Source organism: Alkalicoccus saliphilus, assembly GCF_003044065.1.
Lineage (GTDB): Bacteria > Bacillota > Bacilli > Bacillales > Salisediminibacteriaceae > Alkalicoccus > Alkalicoccus saliphilus.
In genome coordinates this window covers 167,320-189,018 of record NZ_PZJJ01000003.1, presented here as the reverse complement: position 1 = coordinate 189,018, position 21,699 = coordinate 167,320, and the positions used below count along the sequence as shown (strand labels likewise).

At 47.6% G+C, this 21,699-nt stretch carries 19 protein-coding genes and 1 riboswitch; of the genes, 9 read left to right on the top strand and 10 right to left on the bottom strand.

Annotated features, from left to right (window positions below; translation table 11 throughout):
• Window position 1 precedes the first annotated feature (1 nt).
• Window positions 2-91 (top strand): IS3 family transposase, encoded by a 90-nt coding sequence (locus C6Y45_RS18170; RefSeq protein WP_425427847.1) that lies wholly within the window; start codon window positions 2-4, stop codon window positions 89-91.
• Between the two features lie 19 nt (window positions 92-110).
• Here the strand turns inward: C6Y45_RS18170 and C6Y45_RS17330 are convergent, their stop codons facing one another.
• Both C6Y45_RS17330 and murB read right to left on the bottom strand, forming a co-directional pair.
• Complete coding sequence (locus C6Y45_RS17330; RefSeq protein ID WP_160058116.1) at window positions 111-383, bottom strand: hypothetical protein; 273 nt, start codon at window positions 381-383, stop codon at window positions 111-113.
• A 64-nt stretch (window positions 384-447) separates the two neighbouring features.
• Window positions 448-1,374 carry a UDP-N-acetylmuramate dehydrogenase gene (gene murB / locus C6Y45_RS03650; protein WP_107583661.1) on the bottom strand — a complete coding sequence of 309 codons (927 nt, stop codon included), beginning with the start codon at window positions 1,372-1,374 and terminating at the stop codon, window positions 448-450.
• 382 nt (window positions 1,375-1,756) lie between these two features.
• Here murB and C6Y45_RS03645 point away from each other — a divergent pair, with 382 nt between their 5' ends.
• Window positions 1,757-2,062, top strand: a complete 306-nt coding sequence (locus C6Y45_RS03645; RefSeq protein WP_107583660.1) for an antibiotic biosynthesis monooxygenase family protein — start codon at window positions 1,757-1,759, stop codon at window positions 2,060-2,062.
• Window positions 2,059-2,409, top strand: coding sequence for a hypothetical protein (locus tag C6Y45_RS03640; RefSeq protein ID WP_107583659.1), 351 nt, complete (start codon window positions 2,059-2,061; stop codon window positions 2,407-2,409). The genes C6Y45_RS03645 and C6Y45_RS03640 overlap by 4 nt, the downstream gene beginning before the upstream one ends.
• Before the next feature lie 53 nt (window positions 2,410-2,462).
• On the opposite strand, the gene C6Y45_RS18050 is transcribed toward C6Y45_RS03640, so the two are convergent.
• From C6Y45_RS18050 to C6Y45_RS03630, 3 genes are all read right to left on the bottom strand, one after another.
• Window positions 2,463-2,591: a hypothetical protein gene (locus C6Y45_RS18050; RefSeq protein WP_281260577.1), complete on the bottom strand. Its 129-nt coding sequence runs from the start codon at window positions 2,589-2,591 to the stop codon at window positions 2,463-2,465.
• 174 nt (window positions 2,592-2,765) lie between these two features.
• Window positions 2,766-5,843: an efflux RND transporter permease subunit gene (locus C6Y45_RS03635; RefSeq protein WP_107583658.1), complete on the bottom strand. Its 3,078-nt coding sequence runs from the start codon at window positions 5,841-5,843 to the stop codon at window positions 2,766-2,768.
• A gap of 67 nt (window positions 5,844-5,910) precedes the next feature.
• A complete protein-coding gene (locus tag C6Y45_RS03630; RefSeq protein WP_107583657.1) occupies window positions 5,911-6,468 on the bottom strand; it encodes a TetR/AcrR family transcriptional regulator in 558 nt (185 codons plus the stop codon).
• Window positions 6,469-6,684: 216 nt separating this feature from the next.
• On the opposite strand from C6Y45_RS03630, the gene C6Y45_RS03625 reads away from it, so the two are divergent.
• Both C6Y45_RS03625 and C6Y45_RS03620 read left to right on the top strand, forming a co-directional pair.
• On the top strand, window positions 6,685-7,527 hold the full coding sequence (locus C6Y45_RS03625) for a transporter substrate-binding domain-containing protein (RefSeq protein ID WP_107583656.1): 843 nt from the start codon (window positions 6,685-6,687) through the stop codon (window positions 7,525-7,527).
• Window positions 7,528-8,084: 557 nt separating this feature from the next.
• A complete protein-coding gene (locus tag C6Y45_RS03620; RefSeq protein WP_107583655.1) occupies window positions 8,085-8,768 on the top strand; it encodes an amino acid ABC transporter permease in 684 nt (227 codons plus the stop codon).
• 140 nt (window positions 8,769-8,908) lie between these two features.
• Here the strand turns inward: C6Y45_RS03620 and C6Y45_RS03615 are convergent, their stop codons facing one another.
• Entirely contained in the window at window positions 8,909-9,841 is a 933-nt protein-coding gene (locus C6Y45_RS03615; RefSeq protein ID WP_107583654.1) for a manganese-dependent inorganic pyrophosphatase, read from the bottom strand.
• Between the two features lie 513 nt (window positions 9,842-10,354).
• Here C6Y45_RS03615 and C6Y45_RS03610 point away from each other — a divergent pair.
• From C6Y45_RS03610 to C6Y45_RS03595, 4 genes are all read left to right on the top strand, one after another.
• On the top strand, window positions 10,355-11,014 hold the full coding sequence (locus C6Y45_RS03610) for a class D sortase (RefSeq protein ID WP_107583653.1): 660 nt from the start codon (window positions 10,355-10,357) through the stop codon (window positions 11,012-11,014).
• A 199-nt stretch (window positions 11,015-11,213) separates the two neighbouring features.
• Window positions 11,214-11,654, top strand: a complete 441-nt coding sequence (locus C6Y45_RS03605) for an OsmC family protein (RefSeq protein ID WP_107583652.1) — start codon at window positions 11,214-11,216, stop codon at window positions 11,652-11,654.
• 34 nt (window positions 11,655-11,688) lie between these two features.
• Entirely contained in the window at window positions 11,689-12,303 is a 615-nt protein-coding gene (locus C6Y45_RS03600; RefSeq protein WP_107583651.1) for a flavodoxin family protein, read from the top strand.
• 207 nt (window positions 12,304-12,510) lie between these two features.
• Window positions 12,511-13,383, top strand: a complete 873-nt coding sequence (locus C6Y45_RS03595; RefSeq protein WP_107583650.1) for a VOC family protein — start codon at window positions 12,511-12,513, stop codon at window positions 13,381-13,383.
• A gap of 118 nt (window positions 13,384-13,501) precedes the next feature.
• On the opposite strand, the gene metH is transcribed toward C6Y45_RS03595, so the two are convergent.
• The 4 genes from metH to C6Y45_RS03575 are packed head-to-tail and all read right to left on the bottom strand — an operon-like array spanning window position 13,502 to window position 21,108.
• The gene (metH, locus tag C6Y45_RS03590; protein ID WP_107583649.1) at window positions 13,502-16,957 is read right to left on the bottom strand and encodes a methionine synthase; all 3,456 of its coding nucleotides are present in this window, start codon (window positions 16,955-16,957) and stop codon (window positions 13,502-13,504) included.
• A gap of 22 nt (window positions 16,958-16,979) precedes the next feature.
• Complete coding sequence (locus tag C6Y45_RS03585; protein ID WP_107583648.1) at window positions 16,980-18,818, bottom strand: bifunctional homocysteine S-methyltransferase/methylenetetrahydrofolate reductase; 1,839 nt, start codon at window positions 18,816-18,818, stop codon at window positions 16,980-16,982.
• Entirely contained in the window at window positions 18,815-19,981 is a 1,167-nt protein-coding gene (metC, locus tag C6Y45_RS03580) for a cystathionine beta-lyase (RefSeq protein WP_107583647.1), read from the bottom strand. The genes C6Y45_RS03585 and metC overlap by 4 nt, the downstream gene beginning before the upstream one ends.
• Window positions 19,978-21,108, bottom strand: a complete 1,131-nt coding sequence (locus C6Y45_RS03575; protein WP_107583646.1) for a methionine biosynthesis PLP-dependent protein — start codon at window positions 21,106-21,108, stop codon at window positions 19,978-19,980. Before C6Y45_RS03575 ends, metC begins: the two co-directional genes overlap by 4 nt.
• 119 nt (window positions 21,109-21,227) lie before the next feature.
• Window positions 21,228-21,326, bottom strand: a riboswitch (SAM riboswitch).
• Between the last annotated feature and the right edge of the window lie 373 nt (window positions 21,327-21,699).

Below are 21,699 nucleotides of genomic sequence, written 5' to 3'. Positions count from 1 at the left end.
TATCCATTACTATAATCACGATCGCATAAAATCCCGTTTAAAAGTAAGCCCGGTACAATACCGCCTGCATCATGAGCCAGCGATTATTTGACAAATTTTGGTGTCTAATTTCAGGGGTGCACATCATATCCCACCGGCGTCTCCGCCGGTCGTTCCGGAGGAAAAAAGCCTCTCCTGAATGGAAGAAAGGACGGAATCAACACATTTTTTAGAAGAGAAACCTTCTTTTTATTTTCCTGCTGGAGCTGCAGCAGGCGACTCCGGGGCGATGAAGGACGAGCAGAAGATCCATTTCTTCCGAGCATTGGGAGGAAGAAATTAGCTGAAGCCGGCCCGCCCGGAAAGCGTCCTGCGGAGGTGAAAGCAGGGAAATGCATAGGCATGTATAAAAAACACTTTATAAACAGCCTGAAGAAGCTGTCCTGATTCTCAGGACAGCTTCTCAGGTTATACTTCAGAATGCTCCTCTTCCCCGACAACTTTTGCTTCGAGTTCCAGTTCCACTCCGAAATTTTCTTTTACCGTGTTTTTTACGAGATCGATTGTTTTCAAATAATCAGAAGCTGTAGCTTTACCTTTGTTAACAATAAATCCAGCATGCTTCGTGGAAACTTCTACGTCTCCAAACCCTTTCCCCTGAAGACCGCTGTCCTGAATCAGCTTGCCGGCAAAATACCCCGGCGGCCTTTTGAACACGCTTCCTACAGAGGGATATTCCAAAGGCTGCTTGGATTCCCGCTGGAAAGTAAGCTCGTCCATTTTTTCCTGTATCGTCTCTTTTTCTCCCGGTGCCAGCTGAAAAACAGCTTCCAGTACGATATAGTTTTTTCTTCCGATAATACTTCTGCGGTACCCGAGTTCCAAATCTTCTTTTTCCACTTTAAGTATTTCTGCTTCCGGCGTAACTACTGTCACATAGTCTATGACATCTTTTACTTCTCCTCCGTAGGCTCCAGCGTTCATGACCATAGCGCCTCCGATAGTACCCGGAATCCCACAGGCAAATTCCAGACCAGTAAGGCTGTAGTCAAGCGCGCAACGGGAGGCCTCCTTAATATCGGCTCCCCCTTGAGCTGTAACCCGTGATCCATCAGCTGTTACGGAAGAAAGATGTTTGAAGTGCATGACAAGGCCGCGCACGCCGCCATCACGCACAATGAGATTCGAGCCGTTGCCGAGCAGCATAAATGGGATCGCATACTCTTTCTGGATTTTGATAATTTCCGCCGTCTGTTCAAACGTCTCCGGGGTCACAAATAAATCCGCCGTGCCACCCATTTTGGTCAACGTATGACGGCTCATTGGTTCATCTTGTTTAACCAGACCTTCTCCACACACTTCTTTTAAGCGCTCATAAATTTCACTGACATTCATTTTTTATCCCTCATTACATTCAAAGTCCCATATATTCATTATAGTTTCTGCATCTTTTTCATTCTATACAATTATAAAGCATTTGCAAATGGTCTGTGGGGAATAATATCTGCTTTCTTTTACAGTTCTGTTAATTTTTCATCGCTGCTCTATTATCTGATGTTTCTTATATCACGCAGGAAGGGTATTTATCTACTGTAATTTACGTAAAAGAAAACTGTGTCTACCGTTGATTACAGCAGAAAACGGATAAATCATTCTACTAAGAGCTGCAAAAAAGCATCCTCCACCACCCGGACTGCTGTAGTTTTTACATACAATGATTTATGATAAACTCATTCTGCTTCCAGCCGGAAAATTTTGTTTTTAAAAGGAGCTAGTTATGTATACTGTTTTTTCCACGTTTGATGTGCCGCCCGAAAAAGCGGACGAAGTTATTGGCATTTATCAAAACCGGTCGCGCATCGTCGATACAGCCCCCGGATTTCTCGATTTTCTCCTGCTTCAGAACGAAAAGCGTCCTGGAGAAATAACGGTCCAGCTTTTTTTCGAATCAAAAAGCGACTATTTAAACTGGGTAAGAAGCGGCGATTTCAAAAAAATTCATGAACTGGAGAAAAAATATCCGGATCAGGAGCTCGCTTCCATTATACCTTCGGTGTCTCAGCATAAGGTCGTGGCAAGATGAACCGGTCATTTTCTACAGAAATGGTTATACGTGAAGTTACTGAACGTATATATAAAGAAGATCCGTCTCTTATAGACAGGTATGGCGAACGCGGGGTGGAGAAATGCCGTGAAGATAATGAACATCATCTCCGTCAGCTCTCGGCAGCCTATACAATTAAAGATGAGAAAATGTTCGTAGATTATGCCCTCTGGCTCGATGGTATACTTCAGCGGCATGGAATGAACACAAAACACCTTACAGACAATTTCCTCTTTCTCTCAGAAGCTCTCGGGAAATATCCCGATGAACAGAGTGCCTGTTATAAGAGATATCTGCAAGCCGCTGCTGAGAAGCTGGGTGAATAGTGAGTCCTTTCGTTGTATAAGCTCCTTCTCTTACCGAGCCGTAAGGCTTGTTGTCAGCTGTTTGGCCTGCGCGATGGAAAAGGATCTTCTGACTGCGCTTTTTCCCACCGGCGTCCCCCACCGTTACGGAGGTAAACCGTTTCTTTATTGGAGAAAGCGGCTTGAAAAGAGCGATTTCTCATGACAGAAAACTTTTTTTGATTTCCCTGCAGCAGCCGCAGGAATGCTCCTGGGTGATTAAGGACGAAAGCAGGGCAGCGTCTATCTCTCCAAATAAAAATACTTTATCAAAAGCCTGAAAAGTCCTGCACCTCCCGTTTTCACGGGGATGCAGGACTTTTATTATGCTGTACTCCCTACGTTTTTCCGAACTTTCCGGTGAAGGCAGTATACAGTGCTGGTACGATAATGATAGTCAGCAGTGCGGAGAAAATCAGTCCGGCTATAATCGAAATAGCAAGCGGTACGAAAAGAACGTCTCCACTCAGTGCCACGGGTGTTAATGCACCAATAGCTGTAAAAGCTGTCAGGAGAATCGGCCGGAGCCTCACCCGTCCTGCTTCCACCACGGCTTCATGAATACCCATCCCCTCTTCACGGCGCTGTTTAATAAACTCCAGCAGAACAATGGAATTTCTTACAACAATCCCGGCCAGTGACACGATACCAAGAAGTGCCGTAAATCCAAGTCCTGTCTGAGTGACAAACAGCCCGACCACTGCTCCTGATGCTGCAATGTGTATCGTGGAAAATACGAGCAGCGGTACAGCAAGCGAGTAAAATTGAATCGCGATAACAATGTAGATCAGGAAAAGTACGACAATGAACAGCGTAGCGAGTTCCAGAATGAAATCAGTCCGCTCCTCTTCTTCTCCCCCGACGGATGCCGTATAGGAGGATCCGGCGGTTTCTTCTGCATCTGCTGCAATGTCTTCAATCTGGGCTGTAAGTGCTTCTTCGTCATTGTCACCGGGATAAACGCGGACCGTCACAGTACGGGTTCCATCATCACGCAGGATACGCGGAATTTCTTCGGTTTCCTCTTCGGCAAGAAGCGTGTCCAGTGTTATGAGTTCCGGAGCTCCTTCCTCCCCGGTTTCTGCTTCAGATGGTATTTCAATTTCTGAGAGGTCGATCGTTTCCCCGCTTTCGATCCGGTCCAGCGTCATCTGCAGGTCGAGCGTTTCTTCTGCCGTGCGGAAAGTAAGTACCGGGATTCCTTCCGTACGCAGACCGATCTGTTCACTCACGGCTCCCGGAGTTAAATTATATTCTTCGAGAGCTTCTCTGTCGGGTTCATAACTGAGAGTCGGCCGGCGTGGACCAAGATCGTCCAGAACGGTACCGCTTTCCGGAATGTCAGCGATCCGATCCTGCATCTCCTCACTCATGTCCATGAGTGTTTCGACGTCCGGTCCCTGCAGTGTCACTGCGATCGGGGCACCGACAGGCGGTCCGGCTTCAATCGTTGTTAACTCGACCTCCGCGTCCGGAAACTCTTCCTGAAGCGGCTCTGTCCACCGGGAAATCGTTTCCTGTGCGGACTGCTCCTCTCTGTTTACACGCAGAAGAAGGTTTCCAGTTTCCTCACTCGTATTATCCATGCCCTGCCCGAAAATAGGTGGCAGTCCATCTCCGGCGTAAACAGCCGTTTCGTAAACATGGGTATCTTCATCGAGGACAAAATCACGCATATCCTCAAGGACGGTTTCTGTTGATTCAAGCGTAGTGCCTGCAGGCATTCTTACTTCCACTGTCACTTCATCTCGATCCGTATCCGGAAAAAATTCGACCGGTATAAAAGGAATCAGCCCATATAAAGCCGTCGTGACCACGAGTCCGGTAATGGCTGTTTTCCAAGGATGACGGACCACCCGGCGCAGAATGGAATCAGCGTACCAGTCGGCAAGCTTCGTAAACTGGTTTCCGAGCAGTCCATCCTCCAATCTGCGGCTCCGTCCATTTTTGGCTATCTGCTTTTTACGGCGCCAGATTAAAAAGATCGGCACAAACGTCAGAGCTACGATCGTGGAGACAAGAATTGTAGTGACGAGCACCGTCGGCAGCGCCCGAATAAAGTCTCCATTTGCTCCGGAAATAAATACAAGCGGAAGAAAGGTGAAGACAATGGTTAACGTGGAAACGATAATCGAAACCCGGACTTCCCGGCTTCCGGCGATGGCTCCCTCCAGCGGCTCCATTCCCTGACGATATTTATTCCTTATGTTATCGCCGACAACGATCGCATCATCGACAAGAATCCCGAGTGCGACAATGAGGCCGATAATCGAAATCTGATTCAGGTCGACTCCGGCGAACGGCAGTGGAATCAATCCGATAAACACAGATGTCGGGATCGCGAGAGCTACAATTACTGCTGAAGAAACATTGAGTCCGAGCAGCGTCACAATAATAACGGAGGCTGCAGCAAAAGCAAAGGAGTAGGCAAGATCCCCAAAAATTTCGTCTACAATCGTCTGCTGCGTATAAAATAAATCAAGCTCGGCTTCTTCCGGCAGCTCCTGTGCCAGAGTTTCCATTTCTTCATTTACTTCACTGTGAAGATCCGGAATACTGACTCCCCGTTCCGGCATCACAGTGAAAGATACTGCAGGTTCTTCTTCGTAAGTTATTCTGTCTTCCGGAGTCTCAAGATCAATGCCGACTTCCGCGATATCCTCCAGATAAACACTTTCTCCATCGAAACTCTGCCCTACGAAGATACCTCCGATTTCCTCAGGTGAAGTAAGCGTTGAAAGCTCCAGCTGAATATTTTCTCCTTCAAATTCATGAATGCCAAGCGGCGGCGTCTGCAGTTCTTCTTCCAGACCATCCAGAATGTCCGGGATTTCCAGACCTGCTTCAAAGAGTTCTTCTGAATCTACATCAATAAGAAACTGCTGATCCGGAAAGCCTTTCACCGTTGTCCTCGAAACACCGGCGATGGATTCAATTTCTCCCTGCCAGTTCTCGACCATATCCCGCAGCTCATAAAGATCCTCGTATGTATCTCCAAGGATATGGTAGCTGGATAGACCGCCCAATCCGTCGCCTTCCGAGAAGTCCGGCGAAGCCTCTTCCGGAAGATCTCCCTCTGTTCCATTTACAGCCTGTTGAATTTCAGTGAATACTTCATTTTGATTCACGTTGTCTTCCAGTTCCACAGTGATGTTGGAAAATCCGGAAGTTGATATGGAACTGATACTTTCTATTCCGTCGATCCCTTCTACTGCGTTTTCCAGCGGCACGGTCACCTGCTGCTCCACCTCTTCCGGAGCTCCTCCGGGATATGATGTGGAAATGTTCCCGATATCTACCGCTATTTCCGGTACCTCCCGCTGCGGCAGCTGAAAGAGTGTCAGCACCCCGACGGCAACAAGTATAAATACAAACATGATGGTAATCTTCGGCCATTGAATCACTTTATCAAACATAGTCTTCTCCCCCTGTTTCAACATAAGTATATTATAATGACAGAAGTGTCATTTTAAATCAAAATTTTTACTTCTGCAGTCCCCCTTTTACGAGTAAAGTCACTTCTTCCACCCAGCTTTCTTCTGAATGCTGGCGGACCGGAATCTGCACCGAAGCCATCACATAACCGACCATTGTATCGATGTGGATATCTTCTCTTATTCTTCCAGCCTGCTGTTCCTGCTGTAAAATAACTTTTACTTTTCCCCGCATCTCTGCAAGAAGTGCTGCCATTTTCTCCGCACTTTTTTCCACCTGCTTTGTTGCCTTTTTGTCGATGTAGGGCATGACCTGCATCATCTGGTGCATATAGGCATACTGCCCCCAGAGACGGATCAGTCCCTCAACGGCATCGTCCTGCCGGGAAACCTTATCAATTTTTTCCACCACCTGCTCCAGCAGATGCACCATAAAGTCAGTCAGCAGCTCTTCTTTTTTAGAGTAATAATTATATATCGTACTCCGGGCTACACCGAGACGCCCGGCGAGCGCTTTGAAGTGAAAACCTGCGTAGCCGGATGATAAAATAAGCTGTTCTGTTTCGTGAAACAGCCTCCCTTTGTCAATCGTTCTCGCACGCCCCATACGTCTGACTCCCTTTCTTATCACAGTAATCTACTGTACCCTTTTCTTTTTTCAAATTAACCTTTATTCAAGAAATAAACAATAAATTTTTCAATGTTTGTATAACTTTTTTATAACAGCCTGCTTTATCCGTCATCCTGCAGCTGTCTGATTGCCTTTAACGGACAGATCGTGCTATTGTTTGAAAGGATATAAGTATACAGGGGGAATGAAAGAATGAAAGCTTTTAAACTGACAGCAGCTGCAGGAATTATTTTCGTGCTGACTGCGTGTGGAAATAATACAGAAGAAATGTCTGCCTGGGAGGAAATCGAGGAAGAGGGAGTACTGACCATCGCTACGTCCGGAACACTCTTTCCTACCTCTTTTCACGACGAGGAGACCGATGAATTGACCGGCTTCGAAGTGGAAATTGCCAGAGAAGCCGCTGAAAGACTTGATCTGGAAGTAGAGTTTTCCGAAATGGGATTCGATGGAATGCTGACGTCCATTAACAACGGGCAGGTGGATCTGGCAGTTAACGATATCGACGTTAACCCACAGCGGGAAGAAGACTTCCTTTTTACCGATCCATATAAATTTTCCTACGGAAGTATGGTTGTAAGAGAAGATGACCTTTCCGGCATTGAAACTCTTGACGACCTGGAAGGAAAGCGTGCAGGCGGTGCAGCTACGACTATTTATATGCAGATTTCAGAGCACTACGGAGCAGAAGGCGTCACTTATGAAAATGTGACGAACGACACCTATCTGCGGGACGTGGAAAACGGGCGGACCGACACCGTACTGAATGACTATTACCTGCAGACAATGGCGGTGGAAGCACTGCCTGAAATTGACGTGACCGTTCACCCTGACCTGTTCTACCATCCGAACAATCAGGCGATGATTATGGACCAGGAAAACACCGAACTGCGGGACAACCTGAACGAAGTGCTTGAAGAAATGCACGAAGACGGAACGATCCGTGAACTGTCCGAACAGTTCTTCGGCGGCCAGGACGTTTCCGAAGAACCCGACGTAGACTTCGCCGACGACGAAACATTCACATTTGAATAGAAAAGCGGAAGAGAGCGCTTTGGGACGCAGCCGGTGGACTGCGCCCTGCGAGATAAAGGAAACCGTGAAAAGCGTAGTTCTTTTCACTGGTTGACTTATCGTAAGCGGGGCAAGGGAAGCGGCCCAGTCCCAGCTCTCTGCAGCTGGACAATAGAAAAGCGGAGGCGGGGGTTCTGGGGCGCCGAAACTGGACTAAGGTCCTCGAGATAAAGGAATCTCAAAAAGGTGCTTTTCCTTTTTGTAGATGACTTATCGTAAGAGGGCAGCGGGAAGTTTCCCAGCTCCACCCCGCCGAAGCTGGACAAAGAAAAGCGGAGCTGACCGTTAAGCTGCGCCGGCATTGGACTGACTCTCCAAAAAAGAAACTTCTTTTCCATAATTTATGGCAGAACCCGACTTTAACAAGTCATATAGCTAAGAAAGCCGGAGTGCTGTAATCTGCACACTCCGGCTTTCTTTAAGGTAAGCTGTGCTGAAAAAATTCAGGCTCCTTTGCTATTCTTCATGCTGAGCCCTGCTTTAATAAGCATTTTAATCCAAATTGAAAGGAGCAAACTATGGGTAACATACAGTGGGAACATATTTTTGATATTCATCTGGCATGGGATTCTCTGCCGTATATTCTTTCCGGTCTCGGTCTCACTCTCCTGATTTCACTTGTAAGTATGGTTATTGGTCTCGTTATCAGCCTCTTTCTTGCTCTCGGAAGGGCAAGCAGCAGATTCTGGCTGCGATGGCCCTCCCGCGTGTATATATCTTTTATGCGCGGCGTGCCGATCTTAATCATTCTTTTTCTTCTTTATTTCGGTTTTCCATTCATCGGCATTGAGTTCGCGGCCGTTACGGCTGCTATCATCGGCTTCAGCCTGAACAGCGCTGCTTACATGGCTGAAATTAACCGTTCGGCTATTGCTGCTATCCCGAAGGGCCAGTGGGAATCTGCCCGCTCCCTTGGTTTCAGCTATCCTAAAATGATGGGGCGTATCATTCTTCCCCAGGCTTCCAGGATTGCAGTACCGCCGCTTGCCAACATTCTGCTTGATTTAATCAAAGCTTCCTCCCTTGCTGCCATGATAACTGTTCCGGAAATCTTTCAGCTGTCCCGTGTCGTTGCCGGAAGAGAAATGGATTACATGACAATGTTCATTCTCGTAGCTTTGATTTACTGGGGAGTATGTACAGTGATGACAATATTCCAGAACTACCTCGAAAAACGGTATGAAAAATTCGGGCAGACGTGATACCTGCTACGGTCGTTCATTCTGCTGAAAAATCATAAAGAGGTTCTCCCGCCCACCGACGAAGAGAGCCTCTTTTTCTGCTTTTTATGCTCTTCCGGCTTTTCTCATTTTTACTGACCGGAAGGCTTTTAATAAAATTTTTAGGACAAGGCGCTCGTCAACGGAGGCACTATTTGTTTTTTCCTGGAAACAACGCCTTCCAGTACGGCTTCATGATTTTCAACTTTCACGTTAAACGCACTGTGCACTGCTTCTTCCTTTTCCCCTGCTGTGAGGAATACAGAATCGTTGGACAAAATATCTGTAACAGCAAGACCGAACAGCACGTAGCCGTTACTCTGCACTTCTTCTTCCATCGCCTTCAGCACTTCTTCTTTCCGGCCGAGCACGTCATCTGCATCCACGACGTTCACCTGGGCAATTTTCACTTTGTGGCTTCCCATCGTAAATTCTTTCGCGTCCATGGTAAGGAGCTGCTCGATCGTTTTACTGCTCATATCCGCACCGGCTTTAAGCATTTCGAGCCCGTATTTATCCAGATCAAGAGCTGCTTTTTCCGCCAGTTCTTTTGCCGCCTGCACATCTTCTTCCGTACACGTCGGCGATTTAAAAAGAAGGGAATCGGAAATAATAGCCGATACCATCAGCCCGGCGATTTCTTTGCTTGGAGTAACCCCATTTTCTTTGTACATTTTGTTTAAAATCGTAGCTGTACAGCCTACTGGTTCTGCACGGTAATAAAGCGGACCATCTGTTTCAAAATTGGCAATGCGGTGGTGATCGATGACCTCTTTGATCTGCACTTCCTTAATATCATCCACGCTCTGCTGAAACTCATTATGGTCTACAAGTACAACTTCTTCCACTTCGTCTGCTGCTTTTTCAATAAGACGGGGTGCGTCTACGCCAAAGTGATCGAGGGCGTACTGTGTTTCCGCCCCTACTTCCCCAAGTCTTACTGCTTCGATGTTTTCACCGAGCTGTTTTTTAAGATCGGCATAAACGAGAGCCGAGCAGATAGTATCCGTATCCGGATTTTTGTGTCCGAATACCAGTAATTTGTTTTCGCTCATAAATTATCGCTCCTTTGCAGCTTTTTTTATCCCGCCTCATTTTATCACGCAGCAGAAAAACCTTCCAGCTTCACCCATAATAAAATGTTGTTCAAATCATCCAGATTTATTCATGTTCAAAAAGTTTTAAAACTAAAGTCGGGAACGTTCAGTTTTTTCAGACTGAAAAGGTCCACGTACACAATCAACAAAAGAAAGCTTTGGCCTTCCCTGTGTGCTGTTTCTGGAATTGTTTAAACGGATCTCTTGAAGAGTAAGGCAAAAACTGGAATAATGACAGTAACTGCACTAAAGGCTATAATATTTCTAACAGCAGTCATGATAACGTGAAAAAGAATCTGAGGTTTAAACCGGTCTAATACAACGGATCGTAAAGTCCGTCAGAAATTATTTGCTCTTCGACTATTCACTGCTCCGCCGCGATAACCCCGGATCGTTTCCAGGAGAGGAGCTGATATTCTCCCCCGGAGTTATCGATGTTTTAAAACATCCGTCAGGAAAGGAGAGTTACTCGTGAAAAATAAACTCGCAGTCTTTTTTATCATGGCAGGACTTGTCCTGGCGGGCTGGAATGGATACGCCTGGATTTCAGAAGCTTCCGCCGGCAAACAGACGATGGAAGCAGATGATATAATCGTTGCTTCCGACGAGGAGAACACTCCAGAAGAAGTTCCGGAATTATCGGCTGGTAACGCTCCAGAGACAGAACTCCCTCCTGAAGAGGAAGAAGCTCCCTCCCGTGACTATGACGAATATGACAAAGGGGATGAAGCAGGAGTACTGCTGATTCCTGATATTGACATGAAGTATCCTGTCTACTGGGGTACGGACGACGACACACTTTCCCAGGGAGTCGGCTATCACGAAGGGGATTTCACTACCCCTCCTGACGGGAAAAGACATACCGTATTATCCGGCCACCGCGATACTGTCTTCAGTGAACTCGGTGATCTGGAGGACGGTACAAAAATGTATATGCAGTTTGAAGGAGTACAGTACGAATACGAAATCCAGAAAACGTGGATTACCGATGCAGAAGACCGTTCGGTTATCGTCGATAAGGATGATCCTACACTGACATTGACGACCTGCTATCCATTCTCTTTCATCGGCCCTGCACCGGACAGATACATTATCGAAGCTCCACTCGTCAATGTTACCGAAATGGACTGACGTTATAACATTACATTATTCACTCATAGGCTGTCCCGCTTTTTCCGGGGCAGTTTTTTTGAATGTCGTTACCCGTTCATGAGTGTCGTTTTCGAATATTCTATTCACGTATTTTGCTTTGTGTAAGCTGCCTTACTTTTTATTTTCATAAATAAGGGTATGGTAGTAAGTGAAGCAGAATATATTAGGAGGTAATTGAATGAGCCAGAAAATGTCTTTTGAAGTAACTGGAACAACAAACGGAATGACAACGGAACTCGACTCAAAAAATCACAGAATCGTTATTGATGAGCCGGAAAGCATGGGAGGCGCGGACAAAGGACAGGATCCACTCTCCAACCTTCTCGCTTCTCTTGCCGGATGCGAAAATGTGATTGCAAATATGGTAGCTAAGGAAATCGATTTTGATCTGCAGGGAATAGATTTCCGCGTAACCGGAGAACTTGATCCACGTGGATTGATGGGCCAGGCAGACGTTAAGCCTTATTTTTATGACGTGTCAATCGAAGCTGAGGTAAAAACCTCGGAATCCGAAGACCGTATTGAAGAGCTCAAGCAGAAGACAGATGCCAGATGTCCGGTATATACGACACTGGAAGCCGCAGGTATACCGATTCGTGCAGAATGGAACAAAGCCTAGTCGACTGCCGCTGCCACAATAAAGGAGGAAGCTGATGAAAGCCCTTTTTCTGAACGGCTCCTTGAAACAAAGTCCGGAACTTTCTCATACTTCCGGGCTTCTCGAGGAAGCAGCAGCCTGGTTTGAAAAGCTTGGTATCGAAACGGAAGAAATCCGACTCGCTGACTATAGGATCCTCCCGGGAATGAAACCGGACATGGGGAACGGTGATCAGTGGCCGGATATTATGAAAAAAGTAATGCAGGCAGAAATTCTGATTGTGGGAACGCCTGTCTGGATCGGGGAGAAAAGCAGTGTCGCAACCCTTGCGATGGAGCGTCTTTATGCTTCCAGCGGGGAACTGAACGATTCCGGCCAGTCCATTTATTACAACAAAGTCGGCGGTGCTGTTATAACTGGTAATGAAGACGGGGCGAAGGAATCAGCGAAATCCATTCTTTATGGACTTTCTCACATCGGCTTTACCGTACCTCCGAATGTCGATGCCTACTGGGTCGGAGAAGCCGGTCCCGGTCCCTCCTACCTCGACACAGAGCGTGACAATGCATTTACACTGCGCAACACCCGAATTATGTCTTATAATCTTGTGCACTTTGCACGAATGTTCCAGTCCGCTCCTATCCCCGCAGAAGGAAACGTAAGAGAGTAAATTTTACAGCAGCCCTTCCGAGTGAAACGGCAGATCCGCGAATCCATCGGACAAGGATGTCTCCTGCGTCAGCCTCACAGACGTAAGGGACATCCTCTTTTTATAACCGGTTATTTCCCAGTTTGAAAAATGAGGAAAAAGTTGCTTCCTCTCCCCCCCTCACTTACAATTAGTATATAACTACTTTTTATAAAGGGGATAGTCGTAATGAGCTACCATCAACCACCGGCAGCATTTGTTTCCAGTGCTGTTCTACGTGTGAAAAATTTAGAAAAAAGCATTGAATTTTATAAGGAAACTCTGGGCTTTCATGTCGAAAAGCCTTCTGAGTCCTCCGCCCTTATCTCAGCTGACAGAAAAAATATCCTGCTGACCCTTCAGGCGGATCCTTATTTCAAACGCCCTGCAGTTCCGAAAAACGGTCTCTTTCACCTTGCCTTTCTGCTCCCCGACAGGCCTTCTCTTGGAGCCGTCCTGAAACATCTTGTTGAGCGTAACTACCCGCTTCAAGGTGCATCGGACCACGGAGTAAGTGAAGCTTTGTACCTCGCTGATCCTGAAGGAAACGGGATTGAACTTTACTGTGATCGTCCTGCTTCTTCCTGGAAATGGAAGGGGGATCAAGTGCAGATGACTACCCAGGCGCTCGATGCGGAAGGACTGCTGGCAGAAGCCTCTGTGTTTGAAGGAATGCCTGCAGAAACCATTCTCGGACATATTCATCTGCAGGTGAATGACATAAGAGAAGGAGAAAGTTTTTACATCGATTCCCTTAATTTCGATAGAGTTTCTACGATCGGAGACCATGCCCTGTTCATTTCCACAGATGCCTACCACCATCATATTGCGATGAACACATGGAGCGGCCGGCATAAGAAGGCACTCTCCAAAGATGAAACCGGACTCGCCTCTTTTCAAATCGTTTATCCTGACAGAAACAGCCTTCTTAACGTTGAAAAGTCTCTTCAGGAAGCCGGAGCTGCGGTAACCGGTACTGAAAACGAACTCCAGACGGTGGACCCTTTCGGTATCACAGTGGAGTTAACAGTCTATAACGGCGGATCAAACTCGTATCAGTAACTTCTTTATAACTCTTCACAAAGTACGTTAATAAAGAAGTATTTTCCCCGATAAGCAAATGAAAAGGTTCAGGACATTGGCCCTGAACCTTTTTTAAATGCTGTCTTTTATACTTTATTTACACGCTGAAATATCTTCCTTCCGGATGGGCAAAGACCATCGCTGTAACGCTTGCTTCCGGCTCCATCATGCAGCCTTCCGTCAGCTGAATGCCGATGTTTTCCGGTTCGATCAGGCGGAACAGTTTCTTCTGGTCTTCCAGATCAGGACAGGCAGGGTAACCGAATGATACACGAACGCCCTGATACTTTGCAGAGAAGCGCTCCTGCATCGTAAAGTCCGGAAGATCAGGGAAACCCCACTTATCCCGCATCAGCTGGTGCACTCTTTCTGCAAGTCCTTCAGCCAGCTCGAGGGCGGCTGCCTGAATAAGATGGCTGTCCATATACTCCCCGGCTTCTTTCGCTTCTTCCGCCAGGACACGGATACCTTTTCCGGCTGTTACAGCAAGGAAGCCTACGTGGTCCATCACACCGCTTTCCTTCGACCGTAAAAAGTCTGCAAGGCAGAGGTACGGAGCTTCTTTCTGCCGTGGGAAAGTAAAAGTTTCCACCACTTTCGTCTGGTCAGCCGGGTCATAAATAATAACCGAATCTCCGTCTGACTGGGCCGGGTAGAACTGGTACATTCCGTCTGCCCGCAGCAGTTTCTCCCGGTCAGCCCGTGCGAGAAAGTCGTCGACACGCTGTTTCAGCCCGATGGTCTTTTCGTCCTGCCGCTCCAGCTTTCTTTTTACATTCCCCTGAAGACCAAGGTGGGAGCCGAGCAGTGTCTGCATATTCACGTAAGGGTACAAATGAGTGAGCTTGTAATCACGAAGAATATGCTGCTTGTAATCTTCCGGCACAAACAGAGGTGCTTCCCGGTCCACTGTGGAAACAGGCGCTTCCATTGTTGCCGTCGCTGTTTCACTCTGCTTGCGGCTCAGATCGTCCGCTGCCCGCTGCTGGGCTTTTTCCTGCTTCTCCACTGTGGTACGGGCCAGTTCCTGCCGTTCTTCCGGCTTTACGAGCCGGTTGGCAATTTCCAGACCGTTCATCGCATCTTTGGAATACAGCACCATCCCCTCGTATTCCCGGGCGATTTTTGTGTCTGTAAAGCGGCGGGTCAATGCAGCTCCTCCTACAAGAATCGGAACATTGATGCCTTTTTCCCGGAGGTCGTTGGCGGTGATGACCATCTGCTGGGTCGATTTTACGAGCAGACCGGAAAGTCCGATCATATCAGGCTGCTCTTTTTCTACTGCTTCAATCAGTTCATTCGGGGCGACTTTAATACCGAGATTAACAATTTGAAAACCATTGTTTTTCAATATGATCTCAACAAGGTTTTTTCCGATATCATGTACGTCCCCTTTAACGGTTGCAAGGATCACTTTACCTTTGCCGCGGTCATCCTTTTTCTCTTCCATATGAGGTTCCAGATGGGCTACCGCTGCTTTCATCGCCTCTGCACTCTGCAGTACTTCTGCAACAATCAGCTCGTTATCATTAAACAGTTTTCCGACCTTATCCATCCCGGTCATAAGCGGTCCGTTAATAATGCCGAGAGGTTCATCATATGCCTCCAGCGCTTTGTCAAGATCCGGGTAGAGCCCTTCTTTCGTGCCTTCCACAATGTAGCCGGCCAGCCGCTCTTCAAGCGTCATCGTCTCCTGGGCCTGTTCGGCTTTTGGCTTTTTCTTTCTGTAAAATGCCGTAAAGGAAGCAAGTGTTTCATCGTCCGTCTGAAAAAGGAGGGAGTCTGCCAGCTGTTTTTCTTCCTCAGAAACTGATCCATAGCGTTCCAGCTTCTCGGTGTTTACGATGGCATAATCAAGACCTGCTCTTGTACAGTGATAGGTAAAAGCAGCATTAAGCACTTCCCTGCCGAGCGGCGGCAGACCGAAAGACACGTTACTGACTCCTAGAATGGTCATACATTCCGGCATTTCTTCTTTAATCATACGGATGCCGTCCACTGTCGCTTCCGCAGAACCGATATACTGCTCATCACCGGTTCCTACCGGGAATACAAGCGGATCGAAAATAATGTTTCTCGCTGGAATACCATATTTCCCGGTAAGCAGCTGATAAGAGCGGCGGGCAATATCCAGCTTTCTTGCCGCTGTAACGCCCATCCCCTCCTCATCTATTGTTCCAACGACGAGAGCAGCACCAAACCTCCGTGCGAGGGGGGCTACGGCTTCAAAACGTTCTTCCCCGTCTTCCAGGTTGATGGAATTGATAACAGCTTTACCCTGAGAATAGGTTAATGCCCTTTCAATAACATGTTCATCCGTGGAGTCAATCATGAGCGGCACTTTTACTTTGTTAATGACCTGATTAAGGAATTTTTCCATGTCCTCCATTTCATCCCGGTCCGGATCCGCCAGACATACATCGATTATGTGAGCTCCTTTTTTCACCTGCGCACGGGCAATTTCGGAAGCTTCTTCAAATTTTTCTTCAGCAATCAGCCGCTTAAACTTTTTGGAACCGATAACGTTTGTCCGTTCTCCGACAAGCAGCGGTCTCATTGATTCATCATAGACGAGCGGTTCAATACCGGAAACAGTATGAGGGAGACTTTCCTGCGGCCGGCGGGGCTGATAGCCCTTCAATGTTTCGTTCATGACCCGGATATGCTCCGGTGTTGTTCCACAGCAGCCGCCTACAACATTCAGCCAGCCCTTTTCCGCAAAATTCGCCAGCTTCTGCGCAAGCATGGCCGGCGATTCATGGTAATGCCCTTCTTCGTCAGGAAGTCCTGCGTTTGGATAGCAGTGCACGTACGTAGTAGAGAGCTCAGACAAAGAACGGAGATGATCCTGCATAAATTCCGGACCAGTCGCGCAGTTAAGTCCAACAACGGCCGGCTTCATATGCTCCAGGGAAATATAAAATGCTTCGATACTCTGCCCGGCAAGCGTTGTCCCCATCGGTTCGATCGTTCCGGAAATAATAAGCGGAAGCTTCCGGCCTTTTTCCTTCTCTGCCCGCTCAATCGCCACATAGGCAGCTTTTACATTACGCATGTCCTGACTCGTTTCGAGGAGAAGCAGATCCGCTCCGCCGTCATACAGGCCTATAACCTGTTCGTAATAGCTGTCAGCCAGTTCTTCAAACGTGGTCCCGCCGGTAACAGAAAGGGATTTTGTAGTAGGACCCATTGCCCCGGCAACAAATCTCGGCTTTTCCGGTGTCGAAAAGTGATCGGCTTCCTCCCTGGCAATTCTCGCCGCCTCCACGTTTATTTCATACGCTTCTTCCTGGAGGTCATAGTCTGCAAGGACGATGGACGTCGCCCCAAACGTGTTCGTTTCGATAATATCCGACCCTGCCTCCAGATACTCCCGGTAAATGCGGCGGATGACGCCTGGAGACACGAGGTTTAAATATTCATTGCATCCTTCATATTCCTCCCCGCCGAAATCCTCTGCTGAAAGATCCGCGTTCTGAAGCATCGTGCCCATCGCCCCATCCAGCAGCAGGATGCGTGACTGAAGCTCTTTTTCAAATGTAGTCATACTAATCGTCCCTTCTTATCTGCGCTTCTCAGCGGCTTCCCGCAGTTAGTCGTTCCTGTTCGCGAATATGCTGTGTCAACGTTTCTGTAATATTGTATCGGAGAAACGGCGTAATGAGATACAGTGTGGAGAAATGTTTCATCGCTTCATCCACCAGCTCCTTAGCCAGACGGATCCCCTCTTTCTCACTTGCCTCCCGGTCACCGGAAAGAGCTTTCATCTGTTCCCTCACTTCATCTGTCAGTTTAATGCCCGGAACCTCATGGTGCAGAAATTCAGCATTTCTGCTGCTGACGAGCGGCATAATACCGATATAGACAGGTACTGGGAGGTGTGCTACAGCTTCGGCAATTTCCTTAATACGCTCCGTACTGTAAACCGGCTGACTCATAAAGTAGTCAGCACCCACTTCAATTTTCTTTTCCAGACGCTGTACTTCCCGGTCCAGCCTTCTCGCATTGGCATTAAAAGCTGCTCCGATAGTGAAAGAAGTTTTCGCTCCGAGATCCTTCCCGGAAAAAGAGGTCCCTTCGTTCAGCTGTTTAATAAGCCGGATCAAATCCATGGAAGACATATCGTAAACAGAAGTCGCCCCTGGGAAATCCCCGACTTTAGCAGGGTCTCCTGTAATAGCGAGAATATCTCTTACCCCCAGTTCGTGGAGCCCGAGCAGGTGGGACTGCAGTCCGATGATGTTCCTGTCACGGCATGCGACGTGGAGAAGAGGACGCGTTCCTTCACTCTTGATCTTTGTTCCAAGTGCAAGATTATCAATCCGGGAGGAAGCCAGTGAATTGTCTGCCAGTGTCACTGCATCCACCCCGGCATTCGTAAGAGCTTTTGCCCCGTCCATAAAGGCCGGCACTCCGGAAAGAGCCTTCGGAGGATCGAGCTCCACAATGACTGAGGTTTTTCCTTCCGGTATATCCGTCAGTTTCGGAAGCTGCGGCTCTGCATCCATAAACGTCTGGGCAGTCCGTTCTTTTACCTGCTTGCTTTTTACCGGTACGAGGTTGTCTCGTTCTACCGCTTCACGGATAGCCCGTATGTGATCAGGTGTCGTCCCGCAGCACCCGCCGAGAAGAACAACCCCCTCTTCCACGAGCGCTTTTGTCATATCCCCGAAATATGTCGGGTTTGACTGATAGGAAAAACGCCCATCCCGAACATTTGGCAGGCTGGCATTTGGATAGACGCTGATACCAGCTGTTTTAAGGAGAGAAATTTCTTCCAGGGACTGCAGCATATGGTACGGTCCCATCCGGCAGTTAACACCTGCAACATCAGCCCCCAGAGCTTCGAGCTCTTCCAGTGCTTCCTGCAGGTGTCTGCCTGTATGAAGTACGCCGATATCCCCAAGTGTCGCCTGGGCAATGATCGGCTTTTCTGTGAGCGGCCGAAGGTACTTCAGCAGCTCGATCAATTCCTGAAAGTCGTAAAACGTCTCGAGAAGAAATCCGTCCACATTGGTATCAAGAAGAATATCAGCCTGTTCCTTCAGGCTTGCCACTCTTTCTTCCAGAGGCTCTTTCTCCTGGTGCATCGTCGCTACACCGCCGATCGTAGCCGCTGTGTAGGCTTTTCCTGCAGCTGCTTTTACGGCAATTGCGACAGCCGCCTCATTGAGCTCCTTCACGTTGTTTTCCTGCTGATAGCGGGCCAGTTTATGTCTGTTCGCTGCATAGGTGTTTGTCTGAATAATTTCTGCGCCGGCTTCAATATATGCCTGATGTACACGGCTGATTTTTTCCGGAGCTGTGATATTCAGCTCCTCAAAGCAGCCGTGGATCCCTTCCTGGTAAAGGAGCGTCCCCATCGCTCCGTCCCCGACTATAATACCTTCTTTTAACCTTGCTTTCAGACTCATCTCCAGCTCTCCTTTACTCCGATCTTTTTAAAAGCCTGCGCAAAATCATTCATTAGATCTTCCGGTTTTTCCAGTCCTACAGATAGACGAAGCAGTCCGTCCGTTATTCCGCGCGCATTTCTTTCTTCATCGGACATTGCCGCATGCGACATCGTTGGAGGGTAGGAAAGAATGGATTCCACGGCCCCGAGGCTGACAGCAAATACTGGAATTTCCACTGCCTGTACTACTTTTCGTACTGCTTCTTTATCTGCGAGACGGAAAGACAGCACCGCTCCGGCTCCTTCTGCCTGTTCCTGATTAATATCGTAACCGGGATGATCTTTCAGACCCGGGTAATAAACGTGTTCTACTTCCGGCTGTTCAAGAAGCCAATCGGCAATTTTTGCAGCTGCAAGCGAGGAAGCTTCCATCCGTGTATGAAGTGTCTTCAGCCCGCGGAGAACGAGCCAGCAGTCCTGCGGTCCGAGAATGGCTCCGAAGCTGTTCTGGAGAAACTTCAGTTCTCCTGCCAGCGCCTCATCTTTTACGATTGTCAGGCCGGCCACCACATCACTGTGCCCGCCGATAAATTTGGTGGCGCTGTGAACGACGACGTCGACGCCGAGATCGAGCGGCCGCTGCAGTACCGGAGTCATGAAGGTGTTATCCAGCACTGTCAGGCATCCCTGCTTTTCCGCGATTTTCACGATCTCTTTAATAGGCGTAATCTTCATGGTCGGATTAGAAGGAGTTTCCATAAATATCATCTTTGTATTCGGCTGTACCGCCCGGGCTACCGCTTCCGGGTCTGTCATATCAACAAACGTGTGCTCAATTCCCTGACGCTGAAGTACTTTCGTTGTCAGGCGGAACGTCCCTCCGTAAACATCGTCCGTAATTACAAGATGATCCCCTGAAGAAAGCATCATAAAAGTCGTGGAGATTGCCGCCATGCCGGACGCAAAAGCAAAACCGTGTGTTCCATTCTCCAAATCGGCTATCGTATCTTCCAGTGCTTCTCTCGTCGGGTTACCGGAACGGGCGTAGTCGTAGTCACCGAACTGCTCGATGTCCGGCTGGTCAAACGTGGAAGCGTGCTGAATCGGCACACTCACCGCACCGGTGTGCGGGTCTGTTTTATGTTTGGAATGAATGAGTGAAGTCTGTTTGGAAAATGTCATGTGCGTGCCTTCCTTTCTTTTGCTGCATATTGAAAAGCTTCATCCAGATCTTTTATTAAATCTTCAGCTGATTCGATTCCTACGGAAAAACGGAGCAGCCGGTTACAAACCCCAAGTTTAAAACGGATTTCCTCCGGGACATCTGCATGAGTCTGGGTAGCCGGATAAGTCATCAGGCTCTCCACTCCTCCCAGGCTTTCCGCAAAGGAAATAACTTTCAGTGCCTGCAGGATAGGGTTGACCATTTCTTCTTCCTCCACCCTAAAAGAAAGCATGCCGCCTTTTCCGGGATAGATAACTTCCCGGCAGAGAGGCTGACTCTCCAGATATTCCACTACAGCTTGGGCGTTTTCTGTATGCTTGTCCATCCGGAGCTGCAGTGTTTTCATTCCGCGCAGTACGAGCCAGGAATCCATAGGGGAAAGCACAGCACCTATACTGTTGTGATAATAAAACAAATCTTCTCCAACTTTTTCTTCCCTTGCTACGACCAGCCCGGCGATAACATCATTATGACCGGAAAGATACTTGGAAGCACTGTGGATGACAATGTCGGCCCCGTAGTCAAACGGACGCTGTATAACCGGTGTGTAAAACGTATTATCTACAATAAGAAGCAGTCCGTGCTCATCGGCAAGCTTTCCGTAGGCATCAAGATCCGCTTCCTGCATAAGTGGGTTTGTCGGCGTTTCAATGAAAAGTGCCTTCGTATTTTCATTAATTTTATCCCGGAACGTGCTGATGTCCTCCGGTTCTGCGTAATGAAAGTTTACTCCCCAGCGCGTCCATCCATTTTCGAAAAGACGGTACGTTCCGCCGTAAAGGTCACTTGTAGCTATGATTTCGTCTCCCTGCTCAAATAAGGAAAGAACCGTCTGCACAGCAGCCATTCCGGAAGCACAGGCAAGCCCTCTGGCACCTCCTTCGAGGTCTGCAATCGTTTCTTCAAGAACAGTTCTCGTCGGATTTCCCGTGCGGGAATAATCGAATCCCGTTGACTGGCCGATTCCTTCATGACGGTATGCGGTGGAAAAATAAACAGGTGTATTAACAGCGCCTGTCACATGATCCCTCCGGTTTCCTGCCTGTACGAGCTGTGTTTCCAGTGTGCGTTTTTCCTCTGCCATGACAAATCCCTTCCTTTTCTTCTCAGTTGTCGTGATGTGGTAACAGATTTTATAAATGTGGATATAAAAAAACTTCTCCCTCATCTGTAAAAGATAAAGAAGAAGATGCTGTATCTGTCTTCTTATCTTGCAGGATTCCCTGCAGGAATTAGCACCTTGCCTTCCGGCTGGTTGCTGAGACGTCATCAGGCCTTTCCCTCGGTCTCTCTTGATAAGAATTTATATCGTTATATTTGTTTAGCTTGATAATTAATCATTCTAACGAAAAAAGAGTGTCTTTGCAACGCTGGTATTAAAAATCTTCATAATTATCACTTTACTTGCTTCTGTTTCATTTTCTAATGAACAGAAGACTTTGTCTGATAATTTGAATACCGATAAATTTCATAAGAGACGATTTTTCGGTTCCGGCGTTATACAAGACTTAAACAACACCTTCTATACAAACTGAATTGCAGTAAAATTTTCCATTTACTGAACATAGGTAAATATATTTATTTTTATTAAGGACTTTAATACTAAAAATGTTTATTAACAAGCTTTTACAGAGGTGGAATATTACTATAAAGTGAATTTTTTTAAAATTTTAAA